Annotated in this window: 18 protein-coding genes and 2 tRNA genes; 14 read left to right on the top strand and 6 right to left on the bottom strand. The window is 72.0% G+C overall.

What is annotated here, in order from left to right; all coding sequences use genetic code 11:
• Positions 1-78: 78 nt before the first annotated feature.
• Together ACIREE_RS18345 and ACIREE_RS18340 are read right to left on the bottom strand one after the other, a co-directional pair.
• Positions 79-4,278: a PAS domain-containing protein gene (locus ACIREE_RS18345; protein ID WP_404152661.1), complete on the bottom strand. Its 4,200-nt coding sequence runs from the start codon at positions 4,276-4,278 to the stop codon at positions 79-81.
• Between the two features lie 194 nt (positions 4,279-4,472).
• Positions 4,473-4,976, bottom strand: a complete 504-nt coding sequence (locus ACIREE_RS18340; protein WP_404152658.1) for an SSI family serine proteinase inhibitor — start codon at positions 4,974-4,976, stop codon at positions 4,473-4,475.
• A 165-nt stretch (positions 4,977-5,141) separates the two neighbouring features.
• Between ACIREE_RS18340 and ACIREE_RS18335 the strand changes: the two genes are divergently transcribed.
• The 10 genes from ACIREE_RS18335 (at position 5,142) to ACIREE_RS18290 (ending at position 14,827) form a co-directional block, all read left to right on the top strand.
• Positions 5,142-5,232, top strand: a tRNA-Ser gene (locus ACIREE_RS18335).
• 190 nt (positions 5,233-5,422) lie between these two features.
• Positions 5,423-5,495 (top strand) — tRNA-Arg (locus ACIREE_RS18330).
• A gap of 112 nt (positions 5,496-5,607) precedes the next feature.
• Entirely contained in the window at positions 5,608-6,549 is a 942-nt protein-coding gene (locus ACIREE_RS18325) for a DUF2797 domain-containing protein (protein ID WP_404152656.1), read from the top strand.
• 233 nt (positions 6,550-6,782) lie between these two features.
• Positions 6,783-7,139: an antibiotic biosynthesis monooxygenase family protein gene (locus tag ACIREE_RS18320; protein WP_404152653.1), complete on the top strand. Its 357-nt coding sequence runs from the start codon at positions 6,783-6,785 to the stop codon at positions 7,137-7,139.
• Entirely contained in the window at positions 7,132-8,013 is an 882-nt protein-coding gene (locus ACIREE_RS18315; RefSeq protein WP_404152651.1) for an amidohydrolase family protein, read from the top strand. The genes ACIREE_RS18320 and ACIREE_RS18315 overlap by 8 nt, the downstream gene beginning before the upstream one ends.
• 91 nt (positions 8,014-8,104) lie before the next feature.
• Positions 8,105-8,827 carry a chitinase gene (locus tag ACIREE_RS18310; RefSeq protein ID WP_404153309.1) on the top strand — a complete coding sequence of 241 codons (723 nt, stop codon included), beginning with the start codon at positions 8,105-8,107 and terminating at the stop codon, positions 8,825-8,827.
• Between the two features lie 111 nt (positions 8,828-8,938).
• Positions 8,939-9,691: a response regulator transcription factor gene (locus tag ACIREE_RS18305; RefSeq protein ID WP_404152648.1), complete on the top strand. Its 753-nt coding sequence runs from the start codon at positions 8,939-8,941 to the stop codon at positions 9,689-9,691.
• Positions 9,688-11,211: a sensor histidine kinase gene (locus ACIREE_RS18300; protein ID WP_404152646.1), complete on the top strand. Its 1,524-nt coding sequence runs from the start codon at positions 9,688-9,690 to the stop codon at positions 11,209-11,211. The genes ACIREE_RS18305 and ACIREE_RS18300 overlap by 4 nt, the downstream gene beginning before the upstream one ends.
• Positions 11,212-11,237: 26 nt before the next feature.
• Complete coding sequence (locus ACIREE_RS18295; protein ID WP_404152643.1) at positions 11,238-12,647, top strand: glycosyltransferase; 1,410 nt, start codon at positions 11,238-11,240, stop codon at positions 12,645-12,647.
• On the top strand, positions 12,644-14,827 hold the full coding sequence (locus ACIREE_RS18290) for an ArnT family glycosyltransferase (protein ID WP_404152640.1): 2,184 nt from the start codon (positions 12,644-12,646) through the stop codon (positions 14,825-14,827). Before ACIREE_RS18295 ends, ACIREE_RS18290 begins: the two co-directional genes overlap by 4 nt.
• Before the next feature lie 119 nt (positions 14,828-14,946).
• Here ACIREE_RS18290 and ACIREE_RS18285 read toward each other — a convergent pair whose 3' ends face one another.
• Positions 14,947-15,816 carry an endonuclease/exonuclease/phosphatase family protein gene (locus tag ACIREE_RS18285; RefSeq protein ID WP_404152637.1) on the bottom strand — a complete coding sequence of 290 codons (870 nt, stop codon included), beginning with the start codon at positions 15,814-15,816 and terminating at the stop codon, positions 14,947-14,949.
• A gap of 85 nt (positions 15,817-15,901) precedes the next feature.
• Here ACIREE_RS18285 and ACIREE_RS18280 point away from each other — a divergent pair, with 85 nt between their 5' ends.
• Both ACIREE_RS18280 and ACIREE_RS18275 read left to right on the top strand, forming a co-directional pair.
• Entirely contained in the window at positions 15,902-17,413 is a 1,512-nt protein-coding gene (locus ACIREE_RS18280; RefSeq protein ID WP_404152635.1) for an MFS transporter, read from the top strand.
• A gap of 79 nt (positions 17,414-17,492) precedes the next feature.
• Positions 17,493-18,266 carry a TetR/AcrR family transcriptional regulator gene (locus ACIREE_RS18275; RefSeq protein ID WP_404152632.1) on the top strand — a complete coding sequence of 258 codons (774 nt, stop codon included), beginning with the start codon at positions 17,493-17,495 and terminating at the stop codon, positions 18,264-18,266.
• Positions 18,267-18,292: 26 nt separating this feature from the next.
• Here ACIREE_RS18275 and ACIREE_RS18270 read toward each other — a convergent pair whose 3' ends face one another.
• Both ACIREE_RS18270 and ACIREE_RS18265 read right to left on the bottom strand, forming a co-directional pair.
• Positions 18,293-18,757 carry a PPOX class F420-dependent oxidoreductase gene (locus ACIREE_RS18270; RefSeq protein WP_404152630.1) on the bottom strand — a complete coding sequence of 155 codons (465 nt, stop codon included), beginning with the start codon at positions 18,755-18,757 and terminating at the stop codon, positions 18,293-18,295.
• A 73-nt stretch (positions 18,758-18,830) separates the two neighbouring features.
• On the bottom strand, positions 18,831-19,196 hold the full coding sequence (locus ACIREE_RS18265) for an STAS domain-containing protein (protein WP_404152627.1): 366 nt from the start codon (positions 19,194-19,196) through the stop codon (positions 18,831-18,833).
• 198 nt (positions 19,197-19,394) lie between these two features.
• Between ACIREE_RS18265 and ACIREE_RS18260 the strand changes: the two genes are divergently transcribed.
• Both ACIREE_RS18260 and ACIREE_RS18255 read left to right on the top strand, forming a co-directional pair.
• A complete protein-coding gene (locus ACIREE_RS18260; protein WP_404152624.1) occupies positions 19,395-20,141 on the top strand; it encodes an ANTAR domain-containing protein in 747 nt (248 codons plus the stop codon).
• 28 nt (positions 20,142-20,169) lie between these two features.
• On the top strand, positions 20,170-20,940 hold the full coding sequence (locus ACIREE_RS18255) for a GAF and ANTAR domain-containing protein (protein WP_404152621.1): 771 nt from the start codon (positions 20,170-20,172) through the stop codon (positions 20,938-20,940).
• A gap of 37 nt (positions 20,941-20,977) precedes the next feature.
• Here the strand turns inward: ACIREE_RS18255 and ACIREE_RS18250 are convergent, their stop codons facing one another.
• Entirely contained in the window at positions 20,978-21,796 is an 819-nt protein-coding gene (locus ACIREE_RS18250) for a YceI family protein (protein ID WP_404152618.1), read from the bottom strand.
• Positions 21,797-21,940: the final 144 nt, after the last annotated feature.

Here is a 21,940-nt window from a genome sequence, read left to right as displayed (position 1 = left end):
CCACTTGATGAGCGCCACGCTCGGTGAGCGGTGTTTCACGTGAAACAAGGGCGGCCCTCAACGGGCCGCCCTTGTGTGTCAGTTGGTACCGATCTTCGCCAGCAGATCCACGATCCGGCTCTGCACCTCGGTGCTCGTCGAGCGCTCCGCCAGGAACAGCACCGTCTCCCCCGCCGCGAGCCGCGGCAGGTCGGCGGGCTCGACGGCGGCCGTGTAGACCACGAGGGGCGTCCGGTTCAGCTGGCCGTTCGCCCGCAGCCAGTCGATGATGCCCGCGCGCCGACGACGGACCTGGAGCAGATCCATGACGACCAGGTTCGGCCGCATCTGCGCCGCCAGCGTCACCGCGTCCGCGTCGCTCGCGGCCCGCGCGACCTGCATCCCGCGCCGCTCCAGCGTGGCGGTCAGCGCGAGCGCGATCTCCTCGTGCTCCTCGATGAGCAGCACCCGCGGCGGGTGCTGCTCGCTGTCACGTGGTGCCAGCGCCTTCAACAGCACGGCGGGATCGGCCCCGTACGCCGCCTCGCGCGTCGCCTGTCCGAGGCCCGCGGTCACCAGGACCGGGACCTCGGCCGCTACGGCGGCCTGCCGCAGCGACTGCAGCGCGGTCCGGGTGATCGGCCCGGTCAGCGGGTCCACGAACAGCGCGGCCGGGAACGCCGCGATCTGCGCGTCGACCTCCTCGCGCGAGTGCACGGTCACCGGGCGGTAGCCGCGGTCGCTCAGCGCCTGCTGCGTCGTCACGTCCGGCGCGGGCCACACGAGGAGCCGGCGCGGATTGTCGAGCGGCTCAGGGGGCAGCTCGTCGTCCATGGGCTGCGGCTGCGGCCTGTTGGCGATCTCGACCGCCCCGCCAGGACCGTCCAGCGGCTCGGGCCCCTCGTCGGCGTCCTGGTCGGGGGCGCCGATCGCATAGGAACGACCCAGGCCCTCTGAGGAGTTCAGTGAGTTCGGCGACAGGAGGGATTGCTGAGTCTGCTGGGACTGAGGGTGCGAACGGGCCGCCGCTCCTCGCGCCGGAGTCTGCGCAGCCCCTCGTGCCGGGGCCTGCGTACCTCCTCGCGCCGGAGTCTGCGTCGTTCCCCGCGTCGGGCTCTGCTGCGTCCCTCGCGGCGGCGTCTGCTGGGCCGTCCCTTGGGCTGTTCCCTGCGCCGGGGTCTGCGTGTCCGCGGCGTCGGACGGGTCCTGGCGGTTGCCCAGCTTGCGCCGGCGGCCCGAACCGTTGCCCTGGGTCTGTCCCTCCTGCGGCACGCCCTGGGGCGGCGTGGCCCCCGGGCGGGCGGGCGCCTGCGACGGAGCGGGGCCCTGTGGCTGCCGCTGCTGCTCGACGGCCTGCCGCCCGAACGGGACGCCCTGTCCGAGGGTGCGCACGCTGAAGGCGCGGCCCTGCGTCGAGTTCGTGTCCCCGGTCGGCTGCTGCGGAGCCTCGGCGGGCAGCGGCTGAGCGGCGCGCTGCCGCGGCGCGTCCTGCGGCGGCAGCGCGCCCGGAGCCGGTGTGCCGTGCGGGGGCGTGCTCTGCGCCGGATGCGGCTGCGGCGGCGTGTGGTCCTCCGCCGGGTGCCCCGTGGCGGCGTCGTGCCGCTGGGCCTCGTCCGGCAGCGGCAGGGGCTGCGCGGAAGCGGCCTGGGCCGCGTCGGCGCCGGGTGCGCCCTGCGCCGCATCGTCTAGGTCGTCCACGTCGCCGCGGGCGGCCGGGGTTTCGGTCGCACGGGCCGCCTCGGGTGCCACCGGTTCGGGGGCGCGGTCGGCCTGGGCGGGCGGCAGCGCGAACACCTCGCGGGGCGCCGCCGCTTCATCCGTGGCCGCGGCTGTCTGTGCGGCGCCGAGCGCACGCCGGGCCCGACGGCCCGAAGGCTGCCCGGCACCGGCTCCGGCACCATGACCGGCGCCCGCCAACTCCAACTCGGCGCGGCCCGCCTCGGCCTCCTGAGCGGAACCCGAAGGCGCGGAACCCGACGATGCGGAACCCGAAGGCGCGGAACCCGAAGGCGCGGAACCCGAAGGCGCGGAACCCGAAGGCAACGCGGGCAGCGCCGCCTGTTCCGAGTCGCCCGCGCGCCGGGCCCGGCGTCCGGTGGGCGCGGGTACACCCTGTGGCGGCACGGTCTCGCCCAATGCCGGAGACCCCGCCGCGTGTTCGGCCGCGGTCCGTACGGAGCCCTCGGCCGCCGCCCCGGTCCTCGCGGACCGTGCCCGACGCCGTCCGGTACCACCGGCAGAACCCTCGGCTCCGGCATCGGCACCAGCACCGTCACCCGCGCCAACACCCGCACCGGCTGCCGTCTCGGGCAGCTCCTCCGGCTGCGTATCGCCTTCCGCGGAGGTCGCCGTCGGCTCTTCCGCGGCACGCCGTCCACGCCGTCGGCCCGTGCCACCGGACCCTTCGCTCTTCGGCAGCTCGCTGTCCAGGAACGAGTCGACCGACGGCCCGGAGTCGCGCCGGGCCCGCCGCCGCCCGCCACCGGTGGCCGCGGTGGCCTGCTCGGGAAGAGCGGGGGTGGCAGGGGCGGCCGGGGGGAGCGGCTCGGCGAACGGTTCGACAGGGACCGCGACGACCCCGGCACCGCTCCCGATCGGCACCTCGAGCACATACGCACTGCCGCCCATACCGGGCATCTCGTGTGTCTGCAGCACACCGCCGTGCGCCCGCACGATGCCCTGGACGATCGGCCCGTGCACCGGGTCGCCGCCCGCGTACGGGCCGCGCACCTCGATGCGTACGCTGTCGCCGCGCTGTGCGGCGGCCACGACGACGGTCGAGTCGACGTATCCGGAGCCGGCCGGGACCCGCGCGTTCCCGGTGGCGTCGATCCCGGCCACATCGGCGATCAGGTGGGCGAGCGCGGTGGCGAGCCGCCCCGCGTCCACCTCGGCCTCGATCGGCGGCGCGTGCACGGCGAACTGGACGCGCCCGGGTCCGATCAGTTCCACGGCCCCGTCGACACCGGCGGCCACCACGGCGTCCAGCATCACGGGCGTGCGGATCAGCTGTTCGCCGCCCGCGTCGAGAAGTTGGTAGGCGAGCACGTTGTCGACGAGGGTCGTGATGCGCGCGTAGCCCGCGGACAGGTGGTGCAGGACCTGGTTCGCCTCGGGCCACAGCTGTCCGGCGTCGTCCGCGGCCAGCTGTCCCAGTTCGCGCCGCAGCTCGTCGAGCGGTCCGCGCAGCGACTGGCCGAGGACGGCGAGCAGCTGGCTGTGGCGCGCGGCCAGCTCCTCGAACCGGTCCTTCTCCCGCTCGGCGAACGCGGCGCCCCGCTCCCGCTCGGCGGAGAGCTCCTCGGCGTGCTCCTCACGCGTGGCGGCGAGTTCGGCGCTCAGCTCGTCGCGCGTGGCGGCGTGCTCGGCGCCCAGCTCCTCGCGTACCCGCTGCAGCTCGGCAGCGCGCTCCTCGCGCTCCCGCTCCGCCGCCTCGTCGCGCCGGGCGATCTCCTCGGCGTGCTCGGTGACGAGCTTGTCGTAGGGGCGCCGGTCGGTGAAGGTCATGACGGCGCCGACCAGTTGGTCGCCGTCGCGCACGGGTGCCGTCGTCATGTCGACGGGCACCTTTTCGCCCTTCTTGTTCCACAGGACCTGCCCGCGTACCCGATGCTTGCGCCCGGAGCGCAGGGTGTCGGCGAGCGGCGACTCCTCGTAGGGGAACGGCTCGCCGTCGGGCCGCGAATGCAGGACGAGCGGATGCATCTCCTGCCCGCCGAGATCGCTGGCGCGGAAGCCGAGGATCTGCGCGGCGGCCGGATTGACGAGGACGATCCGACCATCGGTGTCGGTGCCGACGACTCCCTCGGCGGCGGCCCGCAGGATCATCTCGGTCTGGCGCTGCGAACGGGCCAGTTCGGCCTCGGTGTCGAGGGTCCCCGACAGATCGCGGACGACGAGCATCAGCAGCTCGGAACCGCTGTAGGAACCGCCGCCCGCGCTGTACGAATCCATCGCGTCCCGGGCGCCATCGGCGACGTTCGCGCTGGTCACCTCGACGGGGAACTCGCTGCCGTCGGTCCGCCGGGCGATCATCCGGGTCGGCTTGGTGCGGCCGCGCTCGTCGGTCACGGTGTCGGGACTGCGCATCGATCCGGGGATCAGCCGGGAGTCGAACTCCGGCAGCAGATCGAGCAGTCCACGCCCCACCAGGGCAGTGCCCGGCGCCTCGAAGGCCTCGAGGGCGATGGAATTGGCGTTGACGACGGTCCCGTTGGTGTTGACCAGCACCAACGCATCAGGGAGCGCATCGAGTATGGCTGCGAGGCGAGCAGCGCCTCGGGATGGCCTGCTGCTCACGACGACGCTTCCTCCCTGATTACCGCGACTTGCCGACCGTGCGGGCCATCTTGCCTCGCGGCCCGCAGCGTGTCACGGGAGGGAGTCTACGGGCAGTGGTTGCGCTCGCGGCGCCGGATGAGAGGGAGCCCACGTAGAGGATGTGCGGACCCCGTGCACGCCGGGTCGCGGCGGTGTGAGCGTTGGACCCAGGGTTACGGGGCCGTCGCAGGCAGCACGGGGACCATTCGCTGCCACCGTGAGATCTCGCAGCCGTTGGTCAGCTTGTACGAGGCGTCGACGGGCCGGCCGTGCCAGGTCCCGGTGATGTGGGCGGTGGCGCCGCCGCCGTACTGCATCGTGCAGTACGCCCCCTTCGGCACCGGCGCGAACGGATCCGGGTCGCCGGCCGCGAGCTCATCGAGCCGCCCGCAGGCCGCGCCCGGATCGGCGTGGGTGCCGCCGGCGGGCCCGCACTCCAGCTCGTGCGTGCCGTCGCTGCCGTTGCCCGAGCCGGCGACGGAGACGAGGAGGTGGTCGCCGTAGGCGCTGTCCGGGGAGCCGAACGGGGGCGGCGGCATCCGGAACGGGCCGGTGTCGGCGTGCGCGGCGGCGGGCACGGCCGCGAGGGCGGTGACCGAGGCGGCGGCGGTGAGCAGCAGGCGGGCCGAGAATCGGGCCGAGAGACGGGGGGAGAGGCGGGTCGAGACGCGTCGCATGAACATGCCGTGCCTAACGCGCCTGCCCGCCACGACGTTGCGCCTTCAGAAGGGCTTTGCTCTCTGGCCTGCCCGCCTAGTACCGTGGGGGGCGATTGGTGACACGGCGTTCAGCTGTGTCATCATCTGCACGCACCGAATCGCGTTCGCGTGATCGGTTGTGCTGGAGGCGTCGCCTAGTCCGGTCTATGGCGCCGCACTGCTAATGCGGTTTGGGACTTAAATCCCATCGAGGGTTCAAATCCCTCCGCCTCCGCCCGCACGATCCGAAGCCCCGGTCCACACGGACCGGGGCTTCGGCGTTTCTCCCCGGCCAAGGCGCGTTTTCGCAGGTCACAACGGGTGCGGCTAACGGATTTCACATGGCGCCGCCGGTCATGTAATGTTCTTCCTGTCGCCGCGAACGGGCCGAAAGGCCGGAGAGCGGAGACGAAAACAAAAGACAGGCACTCGTAGCTTAACGGATAGAGCATCTGACTACGGATCAGAAGGTTGCAGGTTCGAATCCTGCCGAGTGCACATAGAGACGAAGCCCCCGGAGATCCTCCGGGGGCTTCGTCGTGTGTCCGATGAGTGAGTCGGAGTTGCCGGGGGCGTCGGCGTTGTCAGTGGGGCGCGGCATGCTGGGCGTATGACGTGGTGGTGCACCGGGATGCGGTGGGGCGGGGGCGGGCCCGCGTTCGGGTGGACGGGGGACGGAGGGGAGCGGGAGAGCGGGGTGCGGTTCGGGGAGCCGGTGGTCTTCCGGGTCGGTGGGGCGCGGCGGTGTCTCGGGGTGTGGCGGGGCGGGCGGCGCACGCTGTGCCCGGGGCGGGAGGCTGTGCCGGTGCGGGGGACGCGGGCGCAGTGCGGTGAGTGCGCCGGGATCGACCGGGCGCATTCCGTGGCCGCAGATACCGTCGCCGACGATCCGCGGCCGTACCGCGTGTATCTGGCGTGGTTCGGGAACGGCCTCGTGAAGGTGGGGATCACGGGAGCGCGGAGGGGGAGCGCGCGGTTGCTCGAGCAGGGTGCCGTTGCTTTTACGTGGCTGGGGCAGGGGCCTCTGATGGCGGCTCGGCGGGCCGAGGAGCTGTTGCGGGTGGCGCTCGGGGTGCCCGACCGGATTCCGTACGAGAAGAAGCGCGGCGTACGGGCGAGGCTCGCGGGTGCGGAGGGGCGCGGTGCCGAGTTGGTGCGGGCGCACGCCGTGGCCGTGGGGCTCGGGGGCGGGTGGCCCGAAGCGTTGGAGCGGTTGCCGTGCCGGGTCGTCGATCACGGGGAGGCGTTCGGGCTCGCCGCGATCGACCGGGTGGACGCCGTGGTGAGCGGGCTCGCGGAGGGGGCCGTGGTGGCGGGCACCGTGGTCGCGGCCGCCGGGCCCGATCTGCATCTGGTCGAGCCGGCCGGGCGGCGGCTCGTGGTGGACACCCGGGTACTGGCCGGGTGGCCGCTGGAGCGGGCGTCCGGGTCGGGGTCGGCGATGGCGTCGGCACAGGGACAGGGACAGGGGCAGGCGCAGGCGGGGGTGAGTGGGACGGGGTCGGGGTTCGTGGTGCGCGAGGTGCCGGCCGTACAGGACGGGCTGTTCTAGCCGACTCCGACCCGGACTCCGGCTGCGGCTGCGGCTCCGGGCGCCGCCCCCGCTGCGGCTCCGGCTCAGAGCCCGGCTCGGGCTCCGGCTGGCTCCGGGTGCGGCCCCCGCTGCGGCTCCGGCTCAGAGCCCGGCTCGGGCACCGGCTGCGGCTAGGTCAAGTCTCCCTTCCCGTACGGCAAGGAGCGGGGGAAATGGTGGACAGGAGGGACGGGGCGGGTGACCGTGGGGGCATGAGTGATCACGTTGGCGCGGGTGCCGCGCAGTCCTTGCCGCCCTTCGAACCGCCCTACTACGTCGTGGTGTTCAGCTCCGTGCGGACCTCGGTCGAGCTGGGGTACGGGGAGGCCACCGAGCGGTTGGACGACTTGGTGCGGGAGGTTCCCGGGTACCTCGGGCACGAGGCGGCGCGGACGCCCGGCGGGCTCGGGATCACCGTTTCGTACTTCCGGGACGTCGCCGCGATCGAGGAGTGGCGGGCCGTCGGCGAGCACCGGGACGCGCAGCGGCGGGGCCGGGCCGAGTGGTACGAGCAGTACACCGTGCACGTGGCCAAGGTCGAGCGGAGCCATGGGTTCGGGCATGCCTGAGGTGGGTGAGGCGGGGCTCGTCGCCGAGTTCCTCGCGCGGCATCGGCTGCCCGGCCTTGTGGATGTGCACACCCACTTCATGCCCGAGCGGGTGCTGGCCAAGGTGTGGGCGTACTTCGACGCGGCCGGGCCGCTGGTGGGGACCGAGTGGCCGATCACGTACCGGGAGGAGGAGAGCCAACGGCTCGCTCTGCTGCGGGAGTTCGGGGTGGTCGCCTTCACCTCCATGCTGTATCCGCACAAGGCGGGGATGGCGGAGTGGCTGAACGGCTGGGCCGCCGACTTCGCCGCGCGGACGCCCGACTGTCTGCACACCGCCACCTTCTTTCCCGAGCCGGGCGTGGAGGAGTACGTGCGGCGGGCGGTCGAGGCGGGGGCGCGGGTCTTCAAGGCGCATGTGCAGGTGGGCGCGTACGACCCGAACGATCCGCTGCTCGACCCGGTGTGGGGGCTGCTCGCCGAGGCCGGGGTGCCCGTCGTGGCGCACTGCGGCTCCGGGCCCGCGCCCGGCAAGCACACCGGTCCTGAGCCGATGGCACGGCTGCTCGCGCGGCATCCGCGGCTGCCGCTCGTCGTCGCCCACATGGGGATGCCGGAGTACACCGACTTCCTGGACCTGGCCGAGCGGTACGCGCAGGTGCGGCTCGACACGACGATGGCGTTCACCGACTTCAGTGAGCGGATGGCGCCGTTCCCGAAGGGCGAGTTGGGGCGGCTCGTCGATCTGGGGGACCGGGTGCTGCTGGGCAGTGACTTCCCCAACCTGCCCTACCCGTACGTGCATCAGCTGGAGTCGATCGAGCGGTTGGGGCTGGGAAGCGACTGGGTGCGGGCCGTGTGTTACGGGAACGGGGCCGCCCTGTTTCTCAAGTGAGCGGTGTGTGGCGGTAGTTGGGATGGGTAGGTAGGGGCGCGGACGCTCTGGTCCAGACCAAACAGATCAACTACGCGGAGGTGCAAGCGTGTTGAGGCGTTGCGTGCTGTGGGTGGTGGCCGCCGTCGTCGGGCTGGCCGGTGCCGTCGTCGTACCCGGATCGGCGACCGCCGCCGGGGGCAGGACCGGGCAGGGGCGGTTCGTCGTCAGCGAGGCCCAGTTCGAGCGGATGTTCCCGCAGCGGGACTCCTTCTTCACGTACGACGGCCTGGTGGAGGCCACCGAGGCGTACCCGCGCTTCGCGCACACCGGCGGCCGCGCGCTGCGGAAACGGGAGGCCGCCGCCTTCCTCGCCAACGTCAGCCACGAGACGGGCGGCCTGTACTACGTCGTCGCGCAGAACAAGGAGACCTATCCGATCTTCTGCGACGAGAGCCAGAGCTACGGATGTCCGGCCGGCCATGACGCCTATTACGGGCGCGGCGCGATCATGCTCAGCTGGAACTTCAACTACAAGGCAGCCGGGGACGCCCTCGGCCTGGACCTGCTGCACAATCCGTGGCTGGTCGAGCAGGATCCGGCCGTGGCCTGGATGACGGCCCTCTGGTACTGGAACACGCAGACCGGGCCCGGGACCATGACCGGGCACGACGCGATGGTGCAGCGGGCCGGATTCGGGGAGACGATCCGCAGTCTCAACGGGACCGCGGAGTGCGACGGCGGGAACCCCGCGCAGATGCGGCACCGCGTCGACCTGTACGTCTCCTTCACCCGGATCCTGCACGCATGGCCGGGGCGCGGGCTGACCTGTTAGCGCCGGCCTCTTGGTGAGGGGGTCTCGCGGCTGAGAGGCGCATGTGTGTTTCTCAGGGGATTCACAGGTTCGAAAAAGGGTGCTCTCAGAGGAGCGTCGCAAGGTTGCAACATGACCGCGACCTCCTCGCCCCAGGGGCGTACCGAACTGCTGCGGCCGGATGGGAGCCCCGTCCGGGTGCTTGTCGTGGACGACGAGCAGTCCATCACCGAGCTGCTGTCCATGGCCCTGCGCTACGAAGGCTGGCAGATCCGTACCGCAGGTGACGGGGCCGGAGCCGTGCAGACCGCGCGTGAGTTCCGGCCCGACGCCGTCGTGCTCGACATGATGCTGCCGGACATGGACGGGCTGAGTGTGCTCGGGCGGCTCCGCCGCGAGCTGCCCGACGTGCCGGTTCTCTTCCTCACGGCGAAGGACGCCGTGGAGGACCGGATCGCGGGGCTCACCGCGGGCGGCGACGACTACGTCACCAAGCCGTTCAGCCTGGAGGAGGTCGTCGCGCGGCTGCGCGGGCTGATCCGCAGGACCGGTGCCGCCGACCGGCGCAGCGAGTCCGTTCTCGCCGTCGGCGACCTCATGCTCGACGAGGACAGCCATGAGGTGTCGCGGGGCGGGGCCAACATCCATCTGACCGCCACCGAGTTCGAGCTGCTGCGCTTTCTGATGCGTAATCCGCGGCGCGTGCTCAGCAAGGCGCAGATCCTGGACCGGGTGTGGAGCTATGACTTCGGCGGGCAGGCCAACGTCGTCGAGCTGTACATCTCGTATCTGCGGCGCAAGATCGACGCGGGGCGTGAGCCGATGATTCATACGCGGCGCGGCGCCGGATACCTGATCAAGCCCGCGGCCACGACGGTTTCGTGAAGCGGGCCCGCACGCTGCGGACCCGGCTCGTCGTCACAGCCGTCGGCCTTATCGCGCTGGTCAGCGTGGTGATCGGTACGGTGACGACGCTGGCTCTGCATACGTACTTGTACGGGCAGCTGGATGACAAGGTCGGGCAGACCGTGCGGATGGCCGGGGGCGGTGGCGGCCCCGCGGACCGATCGCCCGGAGGACAGTCGCGCGAGCCTGATCTGTCGTTCCTGAGCCTGCCGGGCCCCGGCGGCGAGAACACGGTGGGCGCGGTGGTCGACTCCGATGGCTCCCTCACACAGGCAGGACGCTCCGACCGGGACTCGGTCACGCACGTGTCCGAGCTGACCACATCCCAGGAGGAAGCGCTCGCCTCCGCCCCGTTGGACGGTAAGGCGCACAACGTCAGCCTCCCCGGGCTCGGGGACTACCGCGTCCAGTCGTCCGGCAACGGCAACCTGCTCGTCGGCCTCCCCGCCGACGACGTCGAGGCCACCCTCAACACCCTGATCGTCATAGAGCTGTCCGTCACCGGCGCCGGCCTCCTCGCCGCCGGCGTGACCGGAGTCGTCATGGTCGGCGTCGCCCTCCGCCCCCTCCGCCGCGTAGCCGCGACAGCGACCCGCGTGTCCGAACTCCCCCTCCACAGCGGCGAAGTCACCCTCTACGAGCGGGTGCCGGATGCCGAGGCCGATCCGCGGACCGAGGTCGGGCAGGTGGGCGCCGCGCTCAACCGGATGCTCGACCATGTGCACGGCGCGCTGACGTCGCGGCAGCAGAGCGAGACGCGGGTACGCCAGTTCGTCGCGGACGCCAGCCATGAGCTGCGCACGCCGCTCGCCTCCATCCGGGGCTACGCCGAGCTGACCCGGCGCGGACGCGAGGAGACCGGGCCCGACACCCGGCACGCGCTCGGCCGTATCGAGTCCGAGGCGCACCGGATGACCGGCCTGGTCGAGGACCTGCTGCTGCTTGCCCGGCTCGACTCGGGCAGGCCTCTGTCGTACGAGCCGACGGACGTGTCGCCGCTGGTCGTCGACGCGCTCAGTGACGCCCGCGCCGCCGGGCAGGATCACGTCTGGCGGCTCGAACTGCCCGACGAACCGGCGACCGTGCTCGCGGACTCCGCGCGGCTGCACCAGGTCCTGGTCAACCTGCTGGCCAACGCCCGTACGCACACACCCCCCGGCACCACCGTCACCGCCCGCGTGCACCGGCACGGCCCCTGGGTCCGCCTCGACGTGCAGGACGACGGGCCCGGTATCCCGGCGGAGCTGCTGCCGCGGGTCTTCGAGCGGTTCGCGCGCGGTGACTCGTCGCGGTCCCGCAAGGCCGGTTCCACGGGCCTCGGGCTCGCCATCGTGCAGGCTGTCGCGGCCGCGCACGGGGGCGCCGTGACCGTCGACAGCGTGCCCGGCAGGACCGCGTTCACCGTGCATCTGCCGGCCCATGCCGAACCCGTCACGTACCCCCGGTCGAACTCCCAGCCGCACTCACAGGCGGGGCATAGCGTCACCACACAGCGCTAACAGGGCAGTTGGCGAATGTCGATGGCATGCGAACCGACTCTTCTGAAGGCCTCGGCCCCACCGGTGAAGGCCTCGGCCCGACCGCCGCGAGGTTCGGGGCGCTGCCCGCGCGGGACCACCTCCCCGCAGGCAGCGGCAACGTTCCCGTCCTGGACGTCGTCATCCCCGTCTACAACGAGGAGAAAGACCTCGGCGCGTGCGTCCGCAGACTCCACGACCACCTGGTCCGCACCTTCCCCTACCGCTTCCGCATCACCATCGCCGACAACGCCTCCACGGACTCCACGCCCCAGGAAGCCGGCTGGCTGACCGCGGACCTGCCCGAGGTCCAGTACTTCAGGCTCGAGCAGAAGGGGCGCGGGCGGGCGCTGCGCACCGTGTGGTCGGCGTCCGACGCGCCGGTCCTCGCGTACATGGACGTGGACCTGTCCACCGACCTGAACGCGCTGCTGCCGCTCGTCGCCCCGCTCATCTCCGGCCACTCGGACCTGGCGATCGGTTCCCGGCTCGCCCGCAGCTCGCGGGTGGTGCGCGGACCGAAGCGCGAGTTCATCTCGCGCGCCTACAACCTCATCCTGCGCGGTTCGCTGCAGGCCCGTTTCTCCGACGCCCAGTGCGGCTTCAAGGCGATCCGGCGTGATGTCGCGCAGGTGCTGCTGCCGCTCGTGGAGGACACCGGCTGGTTCTTCGACACGGAGATGCTGGTGCTCGCCGAGCGCGCCGGGCTGCGCATCCACGAAGTGCCCGTCGACTGGGTCGACGACCCGAACTCGACCGTCCACATCGTGAAGACGGCGACCGACGACCTGAAGGGTGTCTGGCGCGTCGGCAAGGCCCTCGCCACCGGCTCGCTCACCCTCGACCGCCTCGCGCGGCCCTTCGGCGACGACCCGCGTGACCGACAACTCCCGGGCGTACCGAAGGGGTTGGCCCGTCAGCTGGTCGGCTTCTGCGTCGTCGGCGCCCTGTCGACGCTGCTCTACCTCCTGCTCTACTCCGGCTTCCGTACGTTCTCGGGGGCGCAGATCGCCAACGCGCTCGCCCTGCTCGTCTCCGCGGTCGGCAACACCTCCGCCAACCGGCGTCTGACCTTCGGCGTCCGCGGCCGCGACCGGGCCGTGCGCCACCAGGCCCAGGGCCTCGTCGTCTTCGGCATCGGACTCGCCCTGACCAGCGGTTCCCTCGCGGCGCTCGACGCGGCCTCCGGCGAGCCCGCGCACTCCACCGAACTGGCCGTGCTCATCGCGGCCAATCTCGCGGCGACGGTGCTGCGCTTCCTGCTCTTCCGGGCCTGGGTCTTCCCCGACCACCAGGCCCCCGCGGCACCGGCCGCCCCGTCCCCGACCCCTCAGGTTCCGCAGGCCTGGGAAGCCACCGTGCAGGTGCCCATGGCGGGCGCCCGCACGACCGACCCCGAACCCAGGAATCCCCGATGACCACAGACATCCGTCCGTACGATTCCGCTCCCGCGGTGCCTCCCGCAGCGCCCACCGGCTCGGGCCACAGCCGCCCGAAGGACCGTTTCGTCCGGCGCGTGTGGCGCGGCAGGCCCGAGGACGCGCGCTGGGTGCGCCCGGCCTTCCTCGGCCTGATGCTCGTCGTCGCCCTCGCCTACCTCTGGGACCTGTCGGCGTCCGGCTACGCCAACTCCTTCTACTCGGCGGCCGTCCAGGCGGGCAGCGAGAGCTGGAAGGCGATGTTCTTCGGCTCGTCCGACGCGGCGAACGCCATCACCGTCGACAAGCCCCCGGCCGCGCTGTGGCCGATGGCGCTGTCCGTCCGCCTCTTCGGCCTGAACTCCTGGGCGATCCTCGTCCCCGAGGTCCTGATGGCGCTGGCCACGGCCGGTGTCCTGTACGCGGCCGTGCGCCGCCGCTTCAGCGCCGCGGCGGGCCTGATCACCATCGCGGTGTTCGCGACGACGCCGGTCGCCGCGCTGATGTTCCGGTTCAACAACCCGGACGCGCTCCTGGCGCTGCTCATGACCGTCACGGTGTACGGCGTGCTGCGCGCCATGGAGCACGCCCGCACGAAGTGGCTGGTCCTCGCGGGCGTGGCCGTCGGGCTCGCCTTCCTGACCAAGACGTTGCAGGCCTTCCTGATCCTGCCGCCGCTGGCCGTTCTCTACGCGGTCTTCGCGCCGACGCGGCTGCGCAGGCGGCTCGGCCAACTCGCCCTGTCCGGGCTCGCGATGATCGTCGCGGGCGGCTGGTGGGTGGCGATCGTCGAGCTGTGGCCCGCGTCCTCGCGCCCGTACATCGGCGGCTCCCAGAACAACTCGTTCCTTGAACTGACCTTCGGCTACAACGGCCTCGGCCGGATCAGCGGCGACGAGACCGGCTCCGTCGGAGGCGGCGGTGGTGGCGCGGGCGGCGGCACCGGGCAGTGGGGCGAGACCGGCGTCGGCCGGATGTTCAACTCCGAGATCGGCAGCCAGATCTCGTGGCTGATCCCGGCCGCGCTGATCCTCTTCGTCGCGGGTGCCGTGCTGACCTGGAAGGTGAAGCGCACGGACACGGCGCGCGCCGCGTTCCTCGCCTGGGGCGGCTCGCTGCTCATGACCGGCCTGGTCTTCAGCTTCATGGCCGGCATCTTCCACCAGTACTACACGGTGGCCCTGGCCCCCTACATCGCGGCGCTGATCGGCATGGGCGCCACGGTCCTGTGGGAGGAGCGCGCACGCGTCACGGCCTCCGCGACGCTGGGTGTCTCCGTCGCCGCCACGGCGGTATGGGCGTACGTGCTGCTCGGGCGGACGGCGGACTACCTGCCGTGGCTGCGCTGGGCGGTGCTCATCGGAGGCCTCGTGGCGGGGCTCGGCCTCGCGTTCGTGGGCCGGCTCAACCGGCAACTCGCGCTCGGTGCGGCAGGGTTGGGCCTCGTGGCGTCCCTCGCGGCGCCGACCGCGTACGCCATCAGCACGCTGAACACCGGGCACACCGGGTCGATCGTGACGGCCGGCCCGTCCGGGGCGAGCATGATGGGCGGCGGCGGCCCGGGTGGGGGCGGCGGCGGTCGCGGTGGTGGCCCCGGCGGAGGTGGCATGCAGCCGCCCGGCGGCCAGGGAACGGGCAAGCAGCAGACCGGCGGTTTCCCCGGCGGCGGAATGCCCGGCCAGAACCAGAACCAGAAGCCGAGCCAGGGCACGGGCACGGGCATGGGCACCGGGAAGAGCCAGCAGGGCGGCATGCCCGGCGGCATGGGCGAAGGCGGACCCGGTGGCGGCGGTGGCGGCATGGGCGGTCTGCTCAACGGCGCCGAGGTCAGCGCCAAGGCCAAGAAGCTCCTGGAGAAGAACGCCGGGGACTACACCTGGGCGGCGGCCACGGTCGGTTCCCAGAACCAGGCGAGCTACCAACTGGCCACCGGCGACCCGGTGATGGCGATCGGCGGCTTCAACGGCACGGACCCGTCGCCGACCCTGGCCCAGTTCAAGCAGTACGTCGAGGACGGCAGGATCCACTACTTCATCGGGAGCGGGTCCGGTTCCGGCGGAGGCATGGGTGGTTCCGACTCCGGGACGTCGTCCAAGATCACATCGTGGGTGGCGGACAACTTCAAGAAGGTGACGGTCGGGAGCGCCACGTTCTACGACCTGACCCAGCCGAAGGGCTGATCCAGCCAGGCGGAATCAAGCCCCTGCGGCGATAAGCGGGTGAAGGACACGGGGCTCCACCCCGGGCCCCGCTCCTCAATCTCCCCCAGACTCCGTCCGGGGGACCCCCAGGGGCTTGATCACCGGGGCAGTGAGACGTCCGCGACCACCGGTCGGTGGTCCGACGCCGCCGACTCGTCCGGCACCGAGGCGTCCCGCACCCGGACCCCCTCCCCCACGGCCACGTAGTCGATCCGCTGCACCGGGGCGTCGGCCGGATACGTGCCGCCGTCGGCCGGTCCGGAGTCCGTCAACCCGACCCACAGCGGCGCGAGTTCCGGCGCGGAGGGAGCAGCGTTGAAGTCACCGAGCAGCATCTGCCGCGCCCCCGGGACGGACTTCCGCTCGGCCGCCATGACCCGCCGCGTATCCGCGACCTGCGCCACCCGAACCGCCGGGTCCTGCCGGTAGTCGAGGTGCGTCACGAACACCTGCACCGGCACCCCGCGCACCTTCAGCGTGACCTCCCCGAACCCGGGGGCCGGGGCCGGCGCGGGGTTCGGGTCCTGCGTGGACAGGCGGGTGATCTCGTGGTTCGCGGCGGCCCGGATCGGATACCGGGACAGCACGGCCACCCCGAACTCGCGTCTCGGCCCCCCGGCCGTCTCCGGATCGAGGCTGTAGATCGGCGCGAACGACACCCGCATCTTGAGCTGCGCCGCCAACTCGCGTGCCACGTCACGGCCTTGGCTGCGCGCACCCCAGTGGACATCGACCTCCTGAAGGCCGATCACCTCCGCGTGGAGCGCCCGTAGCGCCGCCGCCTGCCGGTCGAGATCGAAGACGTTGTCCATGCCGGATCCGGCGTGAATGTTGTACGAGGCGATCCGGAGCGGGATCGAGCCGGGCCGGTCGGTCCCGGCCGAGGCGGGTGGCGCCGCCGTCGCGACGATCCCCAGCAGGGCTGCGGACAGGGCCATTTGAGGCAGTGCTCCAGTGCGCATCGGCATGCCGGAACCGTATGCCGAAAACCTTGTTGTACACCGTAAGGCTAACCCTTACGGTGTACAACGAAGCCGACCGACAGGGGGACGTATGACGGCCACGACCACAGAGAACACCACACCACCCGCACCGGCCGGAGGTCACCCGCAGCGCTGGCTGATCCTCGGCGTCATCTGCCTCGCGCAGCTGACCGTGCTGCTCGACAACACCGTCCTGAACGTCGCGATCCCCTCCCTGACCAAGGAGCTGCACGCGTCGACGTCCGACATCCAGTGGGTCATCAGCGCCTACTCGCTCGTGCAGTCGGGCCTGCTGCTCACCGCGGGCAGCACCGCGGACCGGTACGGGCGCAAGAAGATGCTCGCGGCGGGCCTCGTGCTGTTCGGGGCGGGCTCGCTCGTCGCCGGACTCGCCGGGTCCACCGGGCAGCTGATCGCCGCCCGCGCGGGCATGGGCGTCGGCGGCGCGCTGCTGATGACCACCACCCTCGCCGTCGTCGTGCAGATCTTCGACGACACCGAGCGCGTGAAGGCGATCGGCCTGTGGGCCACGGTCAACTCGCTCGGGTTCGCCGTCGGCCCGCTGCTCGGCGGCGTGATGCTCGACCACTTCTGGTGGGGCGCGATCTTCCTCATCAACATTCCGGTCGCGGTCATCGGGCTCATCGCCGTGCTCGCCCTCGTACCGGAGTCGAAGAACCCGCGGGGTGAGCGGCCCGACCTGCTCGGCGCCGTGCTCTCCACGATCGGCATGACCGGTGTCGTCTACGCGATCATCTCCGGCCCCGGCGACGGCTGGACCTCCGCGACCACGCTCACCTCGGGTGCGATCGGCGTCGTCGTCATGGCGGCGTTCGTGACGTGGGAGCTGCGCAGTCCGCACCCGATGCTGGACATGCACTTCTTCCGCAACCAGCAGTTCACGGGCGCGGTGGCCGGGGCCATCCTGGTCGCGTTCGGTATGGGCGGCTCGCTCTTCCTGCTTACCCAGCACCTCCAGTTCGTGCTCGGCTACGAGCCGTTGGAGGCGGGGCTGCGGACCGCGCCCCTCGCCCTCACCGTGGTCGCGCTCAACCTCACGGGGATCGGCGCCCGCCTGCTGCCCAAGCTGGGGACGCCGCTGACCATCGCGTCCGGCATGACCTGCCTGGCGGCGGGGCTCGCGGCGATCTCCCTGCTCGGCGGGGACAGTTACGGCGGAATGCTGGCGGGCCTGATCGTCATGGGCGCGGGTATCGCCCTCGCCATGCCGGCCATGGCCAACGCCATCATGAGCGCGATCCCGCCGGAGAAGGCGGGCGTGGGCGCGGGCGTCAACGGCACGCTCGCGGAGTTCGGCAACGGGCTCGGCGTGGCCGTCCTCGGCGCGGTCCTCAACGCCCGGTTCGCGGCGCTCGTCTCGGTCTCCGCGGCCTCGCTCCCGGCGGCGCTCGCGGCGGCGAAGTCGGGCGAGGAGAGGGCGCGGATCTCCGACGCGTTCTCCTCGGGGCTCGAGACCAGTCAGCTGGTCGGAGCCGTCGCCGTGCTCATCGGCGGACTGCTCGCCGCCGCGTTGCTGCGGCGGGCCGAGCGGGCAGACTCAGCGGTGGTGGCGTCCGCATAGCATCACGTGCGGGCGGACGGACGGATTCCGCGGGGGTCCGTCCGCACCCGCGAACAAGGAACTCCTGGGAAGGTGCGCCATGGCGAAGGCAGCGCGGATGAGCGTCTGGCTGGAGGACTCCGAGGCCAAGGCCCCGCGCACCAGGCGCAGTGAGCAGCCCAGCGGCCTGGACCGGGAGCGGATCACCGAGGCGTCGGTGAAGCTGCTCGACGCCGAAGGGCTCGCCAAATTCTCCATGCGGCGCCTCGCGGGCGAGCTCGGGGTCACCGCGATGTCCGTGTACTGGTACGTCGACACCAAGGACGACCTCCTCGAGCTCGCCCTCGACCGGGTCTTCGGCGAGCTGGAGGTGCCGGACCCGGAGACCGTCGACACCGGGGACTGGCGGGTGCTGGTGCGCGAACTGGCGGCCACGTACCGGGCGGTGATCGTGCGGCACCCCTGGATCTCGCCGCAGATGGGCAACTACCTCAACATCGGCCCGAACTCGCTGCGGTTCTCCCGCGCGGTCCAGCGCGTCGTCGCCGCCACCGGGCTCTCGCTGCCCCGCCAGCGCGGCGCCATCGCGTCCGTCTTCCAGTTCGTCTACGGCTACGGCACCATCGAGGGCCACTTCCGCCGGCGGTGCGCCGAGGCCGGAATGAGCCAGGACGACTACTTCCGGGAGGCGATGGCGGGGTTCCGGGTACCGGAGGAGATGGCCGAGGACTTCCGGCACGCCGAGCAGATGGTGGCGGCGGTGGAGGACGGCCACTCGGTCGAGGAGATGCGCGACGCGGACTTCCAGGTCGCGCTCGACCTCCTGGTCGCGGGCATCGAGGCACTGGTCGCCCAGGAACCCCGGAAGCCCTGACGCCGGCCCTCTTGGTCCCCGGGGCCCTAGTCGGCCAGTCGTGCCGGGAATCCGCCGGTGGCGATCGGGCCCCACTTGTCCGGGGTCACGCGAATGATCGACTTGCCCTGCTTGAGCATGGCCGCACGGTACTCGTCCCAGTCCGGGTGTTCGCCCGAGATGTTCCGGAAGTACTCGACCAGCGGCTCGACCGAGTCGGGGGAGTCGAGGACCTCGGCGGTGCCGTCGATCTGGACCCAGGGGCCGTTCCACTCGTCGCTGAGGACCAGCACGCTCACGCGCGCGTTCCGCTTGGCGTTACGCGTCTTGGCGCGCTCGGGGTAGGTGGAGACGACGATCCTCCCGGCGTCGTCGACCCCGCAGGTCAGCGGTGAGGCCTGCGGGGAGCCGTCGGCGCGGGCGGTGATCAGGAGGGCGCGGTGGCGGGGGCGTACGAAGTCGAGCAACTCGTCGAGGGACACACGGGTGTTGGTCGCGATGTTCGGAGCCATACGGATCAGCCTATGCCGCGCCCCGGCCGGGCGCCTCGCCTCGCCCGCACGCCGTGCTCCACCCGCGCCCCGCTCACAGCTCGCGGGCCTGCATGGCCTCCACGAGGCTGTCGTGCATGGGCACGTCACGCCGGACCTGGGTGAGGGTCAGCACCCGCCGTACCGGGCCGTCCTCGGGGACCGCCATCCGCATGGGGGCGTCGTAGCGCACCAGCAGATAGCGGCGCAGTGCGAGGAGGAGCCGTACGCCTTGCGAGTCGAGGAACTCGGTACGGGTCAGATCGAGGATGAACTCGCGGCGCCGGTCGCCCCGCTCGTCCGCCAGGGCGAGTGCCTCGGCGAGCAGGACCGGCGCGTTGCTGAGGTCGATCTCGGAGGGAAAGGTGATGAGGGTGCAGTCGGCGATGTCGACGGGTGCCAGATGGACGGGTGTGGGCACAGGGGCTCACCTGCCAGACCGGTGATGTTGGTCGGTCGGTGGACGATGAGCCGCTTCCTGACCCAGTCCTTATTGCACCACTGATGGGGGTCTCTTCGCTGCTCTCCTTGCCAACTCCACGTTGCGTTAAGGAAAGGGTTACAGTTCTGTACGTCCTGCGCTCGCAGTCGGGAATGTGCTGCGGAGCTCTCCCCGCGCATGTCCAAAAGGGCATGCTCGCTGAAGAGGTTCGTGGTGGTTGCGCCCAGTTTTCCCGAAGTGCCGTTCTCCGCTGCCGATTTTCGGCTGGCCGAGGCGCTCACCGTCGCCGCTCGTCAATTGCACGAGCAGGGCAGCCCCCGCGACGCTCTCCATACCGCCGCACGTCTCGCCGTGCACGTCGTCCCGGGCGTTGATCACGCCGGCATCGTCACCGTCGGACGCGACCTCGTACCCGACTCCGTGACCTGGAGCGACGAGGTGGCGCGCAGCGCCCAGGCGCTCACCGGGATGCCCGGTCACCGTGCCTTCTGGGAGCGGCTGTGGGCCGCGCCCGTCGCCGCCCTCGCGGACACCGCCGCCGGGAACGGGTCGGGGCTGTCCGCGCTGGGTGTGCGCTCCGTGCTCGCACTGCGGCTGCGGACCGACCGGAACCGCCTGACGGCGCTCGTGCTGTACGGCCGCAAGCCGGGTGGCCACGACGAGGCGAGCCTGCGCGTCGGCCGGATGCTCGCCGCGCACGTCTCCGTGGCGCACGACTCCGCCACCGTGCAGGAACAGCTCACGGAGGCGATGCGCACCCGCGACCTCATCGGGCAGGCCACCGGGCTGCTCATGGCGCGGGAGGGGGTCGACGCGGCCGAGGCGTTCGCCCATCTCGTACGGGCCTCGCAGCAGCAGAACGTCAAGCTCAGAGAGCTGGCGCAGCGCTATGTGGACGCCGCGGCGCCGGCCCGCGACGCGTGAGCGCCTGAATCCGGGACATCCGTAGGGGATGAACAGTCCCGCCGAGACCCCCGCCGGACAGAGCGATCGCCTCGATCCACGGGCGACGCTGGACACGGCGGCGCTCTACCGGGCCCTGGCCGAGAGCGACGGCCTCGACGGCTTTCTGCAGGAACTCACCGAGCGCGCCGCGCAGGTCGTGCGGCCGGGCGCGTGCAGCGTCACCCTGCACCGTGCCGCCCGGCTGCGTACCGTCGCGGCCAGCGAGGGCCTGGTCAGCGGGCTCGACCAGCTCCAGTACGAGGCGGACACGGGGCCGTGCGTGACGGCGGCTCGCGAGTGCGCGGAGCAGCACGCGCCCGATATGGATGCCGAGTGCCGCTGGGCGCCGTTCCCCGCCGAGGCCCGGGGGCGCGGCGTGCGCTCGATGCTGGCGCTGCCGCTCACCCTGGACCACGGCGTCTACGGCGCGCTCAACTTCTACGCGGGCAAGCGCGACGCGTTCCGCGGTCGGCGCGAGAGTGCCCGCCGGCTCGCCGCGCAGGCCTCCGGCGCGGTGGCCGTGGCGCTGCGGATCGAGCGCGAGCGCGAGAACACCCTCGATCTGCGCGCCGCGATGCTCTCGCGCAGCGTCATCGACCAGGCCATCGGCATCGTCATGACGCAGCGCCGGTGCGACGCGGCCGCCGCGCTGGGCCGGCTGCGCCGCCGCTCCCAGGACGAGAACGTCAAGCTCCGGGAGTTGTGCGTCCGCCTGGTTACCCAGGTCGGCGGGGTGCCGCCGCGCCGCGACGACTTCACCGAACGCCTGCCCGGCTGAGCCGGACAGACTTCGGGGTCCCGGGCCTCAGAAGGTCCTAGACCTGCGGCAGCGCGTCGCCCTGGACCGCCTGGATGTCCAGCTCCACCTTCAGCGTCGCGCCGATCGCCGCGATGCCGGCCTGCACGACCTGGTTGTAGTTCATGGCGAAGTCCTCGCGCTTCAGCTCGGCCGTCGCCTTGAACGCAGCGCGGGTGCCGCCCCACGGGTCGGCGCCGGTGCCCAGGTAGCTCAGGTCGAGGTCGACCTGGCGGACGACGCCGTGCAGGCTCAGCTCGCCGTGCACGGTCCAGCGGTCCGGGCCCGCGGGGCTCAGAGCGGTGGACCTATAGGTGATCTCGGGGTGCGTCTCGACGTCCAGGAAGTCCGGCGACTTCAGGTGGCCGTCGCGCATGCCGTTGCCGGTGTCGATGGACGCGGCCTTGATCACGGCCTCGACGCGGGACTTCTCCACGTCCTGCGCGATGTCGACGCGGGCGGTGAAGTCGGTGAACCGGCCGTGCACGCTGGTGATTCCCAGGTGCTGCGCCGTCGCGGCGACGGCGGAGTGTGCCGGGTCCACCGTCCACGGTCCCGGCGGCGGCAGCTCGGCGCCGCCCTGCCGGGCGAGCACCACCGTGCCCACCTCGGCGCGGCCGGTCGCCGTCACCAGCGCGGTGGAGGCCACCGGGGCGTACCCGACGGCGGTCACGATCACGGTGTAGGGCCCCGGGGTGAGGACGGCCGCGTCGTGCACGGCGCCCTCGTCGTCGGCCTCGGCCCGCAGCACCTGCGAGCCGGTCATGTCGGTCACCGTGACGACGGCGTGCGGCAGGGCCCAGCCGTCTCGCGTACGGATCCGCGCACTCAGTCCCATCAGTCACAACTCCTAGCTCAAGTTCTCACACACGTAAGGGAATTGGGTTACCCCCGAACGCGAACGGGCCCCGGCCCGTGACATCTCCGGCCGTCCCCTGCCGTTAACGACGCCACCGGGTCCGGGGCCCATTTCCCACAACCG

Source organism: Streptomyces sp. NPDC102467, from assembly GCF_044765445.1.
Taxonomy (GTDB): Bacteria; Actinomycetota; Actinomycetes; order Streptomycetales; family Streptomycetaceae; genus Streptomyces.
This window is presented reverse-complemented; position numbering and strand designations above follow the sequence as displayed.

Coding starts and splice junctions, on each gene's coding strand:
- ACIREE_RS18275 (WP_404152632.1), top strand. CDS start 17,493: ATGGCGAAGGCAGCGCGGATGAGCGTCTGGCTGGAGGACTCCGAGGCC.
- ACIREE_RS18295 (WP_404152643.1), top strand. CDS start 11,238: ATGCGAACCGACTCTTCTGAAGGCCTCGGCCCCACCGGTGAAGGCCTC.
- ACIREE_RS18270 (WP_404152630.1), bottom strand. CDS start 18,757: ATGGCTCCGAACATCGCGACCAACACCCGTGTGTCCCTCGACGAGTTG.
- ACIREE_RS18325 (WP_404152656.1), top strand. CDS start 5,608: ATGACGTGGTGGTGCACCGGGATGCGGTGGGGCGGGGGCGGGCCCGCG.
- ACIREE_RS18280 (WP_404152635.1), top strand. CDS start 15,902: ATGACGGCCACGACCACAGAGAACACCACACCACCCGCACCGGCCGGA.
- ACIREE_RS18260 (WP_404152624.1), top strand. CDS start 19,395: ATGTCCAAAAGGGCATGCTCGCTGAAGAGGTTCGTGGTGGTTGCGCCC.
- ACIREE_RS18290 (WP_404152640.1), top strand. CDS start 12,644: ATGACCACAGACATCCGTCCGTACGATTCCGCTCCCGCGGTGCCTCCC.
- ACIREE_RS18315 (WP_404152651.1), top strand. CDS start 7,132: ATGCCTGAGGTGGGTGAGGCGGGGCTCGTCGCCGAGTTCCTCGCGCGG.
- ACIREE_RS18340 (WP_404152658.1), bottom strand. CDS start 4,976: ATGCGACGCGTCTCGACCCGCCTCTCCCCCCGTCTCTCGGCCCGATTC.
- ACIREE_RS18255 (WP_404152621.1), top strand. CDS start 20,170: ATGAACAGTCCCGCCGAGACCCCCGCCGGACAGAGCGATCGCCTCGAT.
- ACIREE_RS18285 (WP_404152637.1), bottom strand. CDS start 15,816: ATGCCGATGCGCACTGGAGCACTGCCTCAAATGGCCCTGTCCGCAGCC.
- ACIREE_RS18305 (WP_404152648.1), top strand. CDS start 8,939: ATGACCGCGACCTCCTCGCCCCAGGGGCGTACCGAACTGCTGCGGCCG.
- ACIREE_RS18250 (WP_404152618.1), bottom strand. CDS start 21,796: ATGGGACTGAGTGCGCGGATCCGTACGCGAGACGGCTGGGCCCTGCCG.
- ACIREE_RS18320 (WP_404152653.1), top strand. CDS start 6,783: ATGAGTGATCACGTTGGCGCGGGTGCCGCGCAGTCCTTGCCGCCCTTC.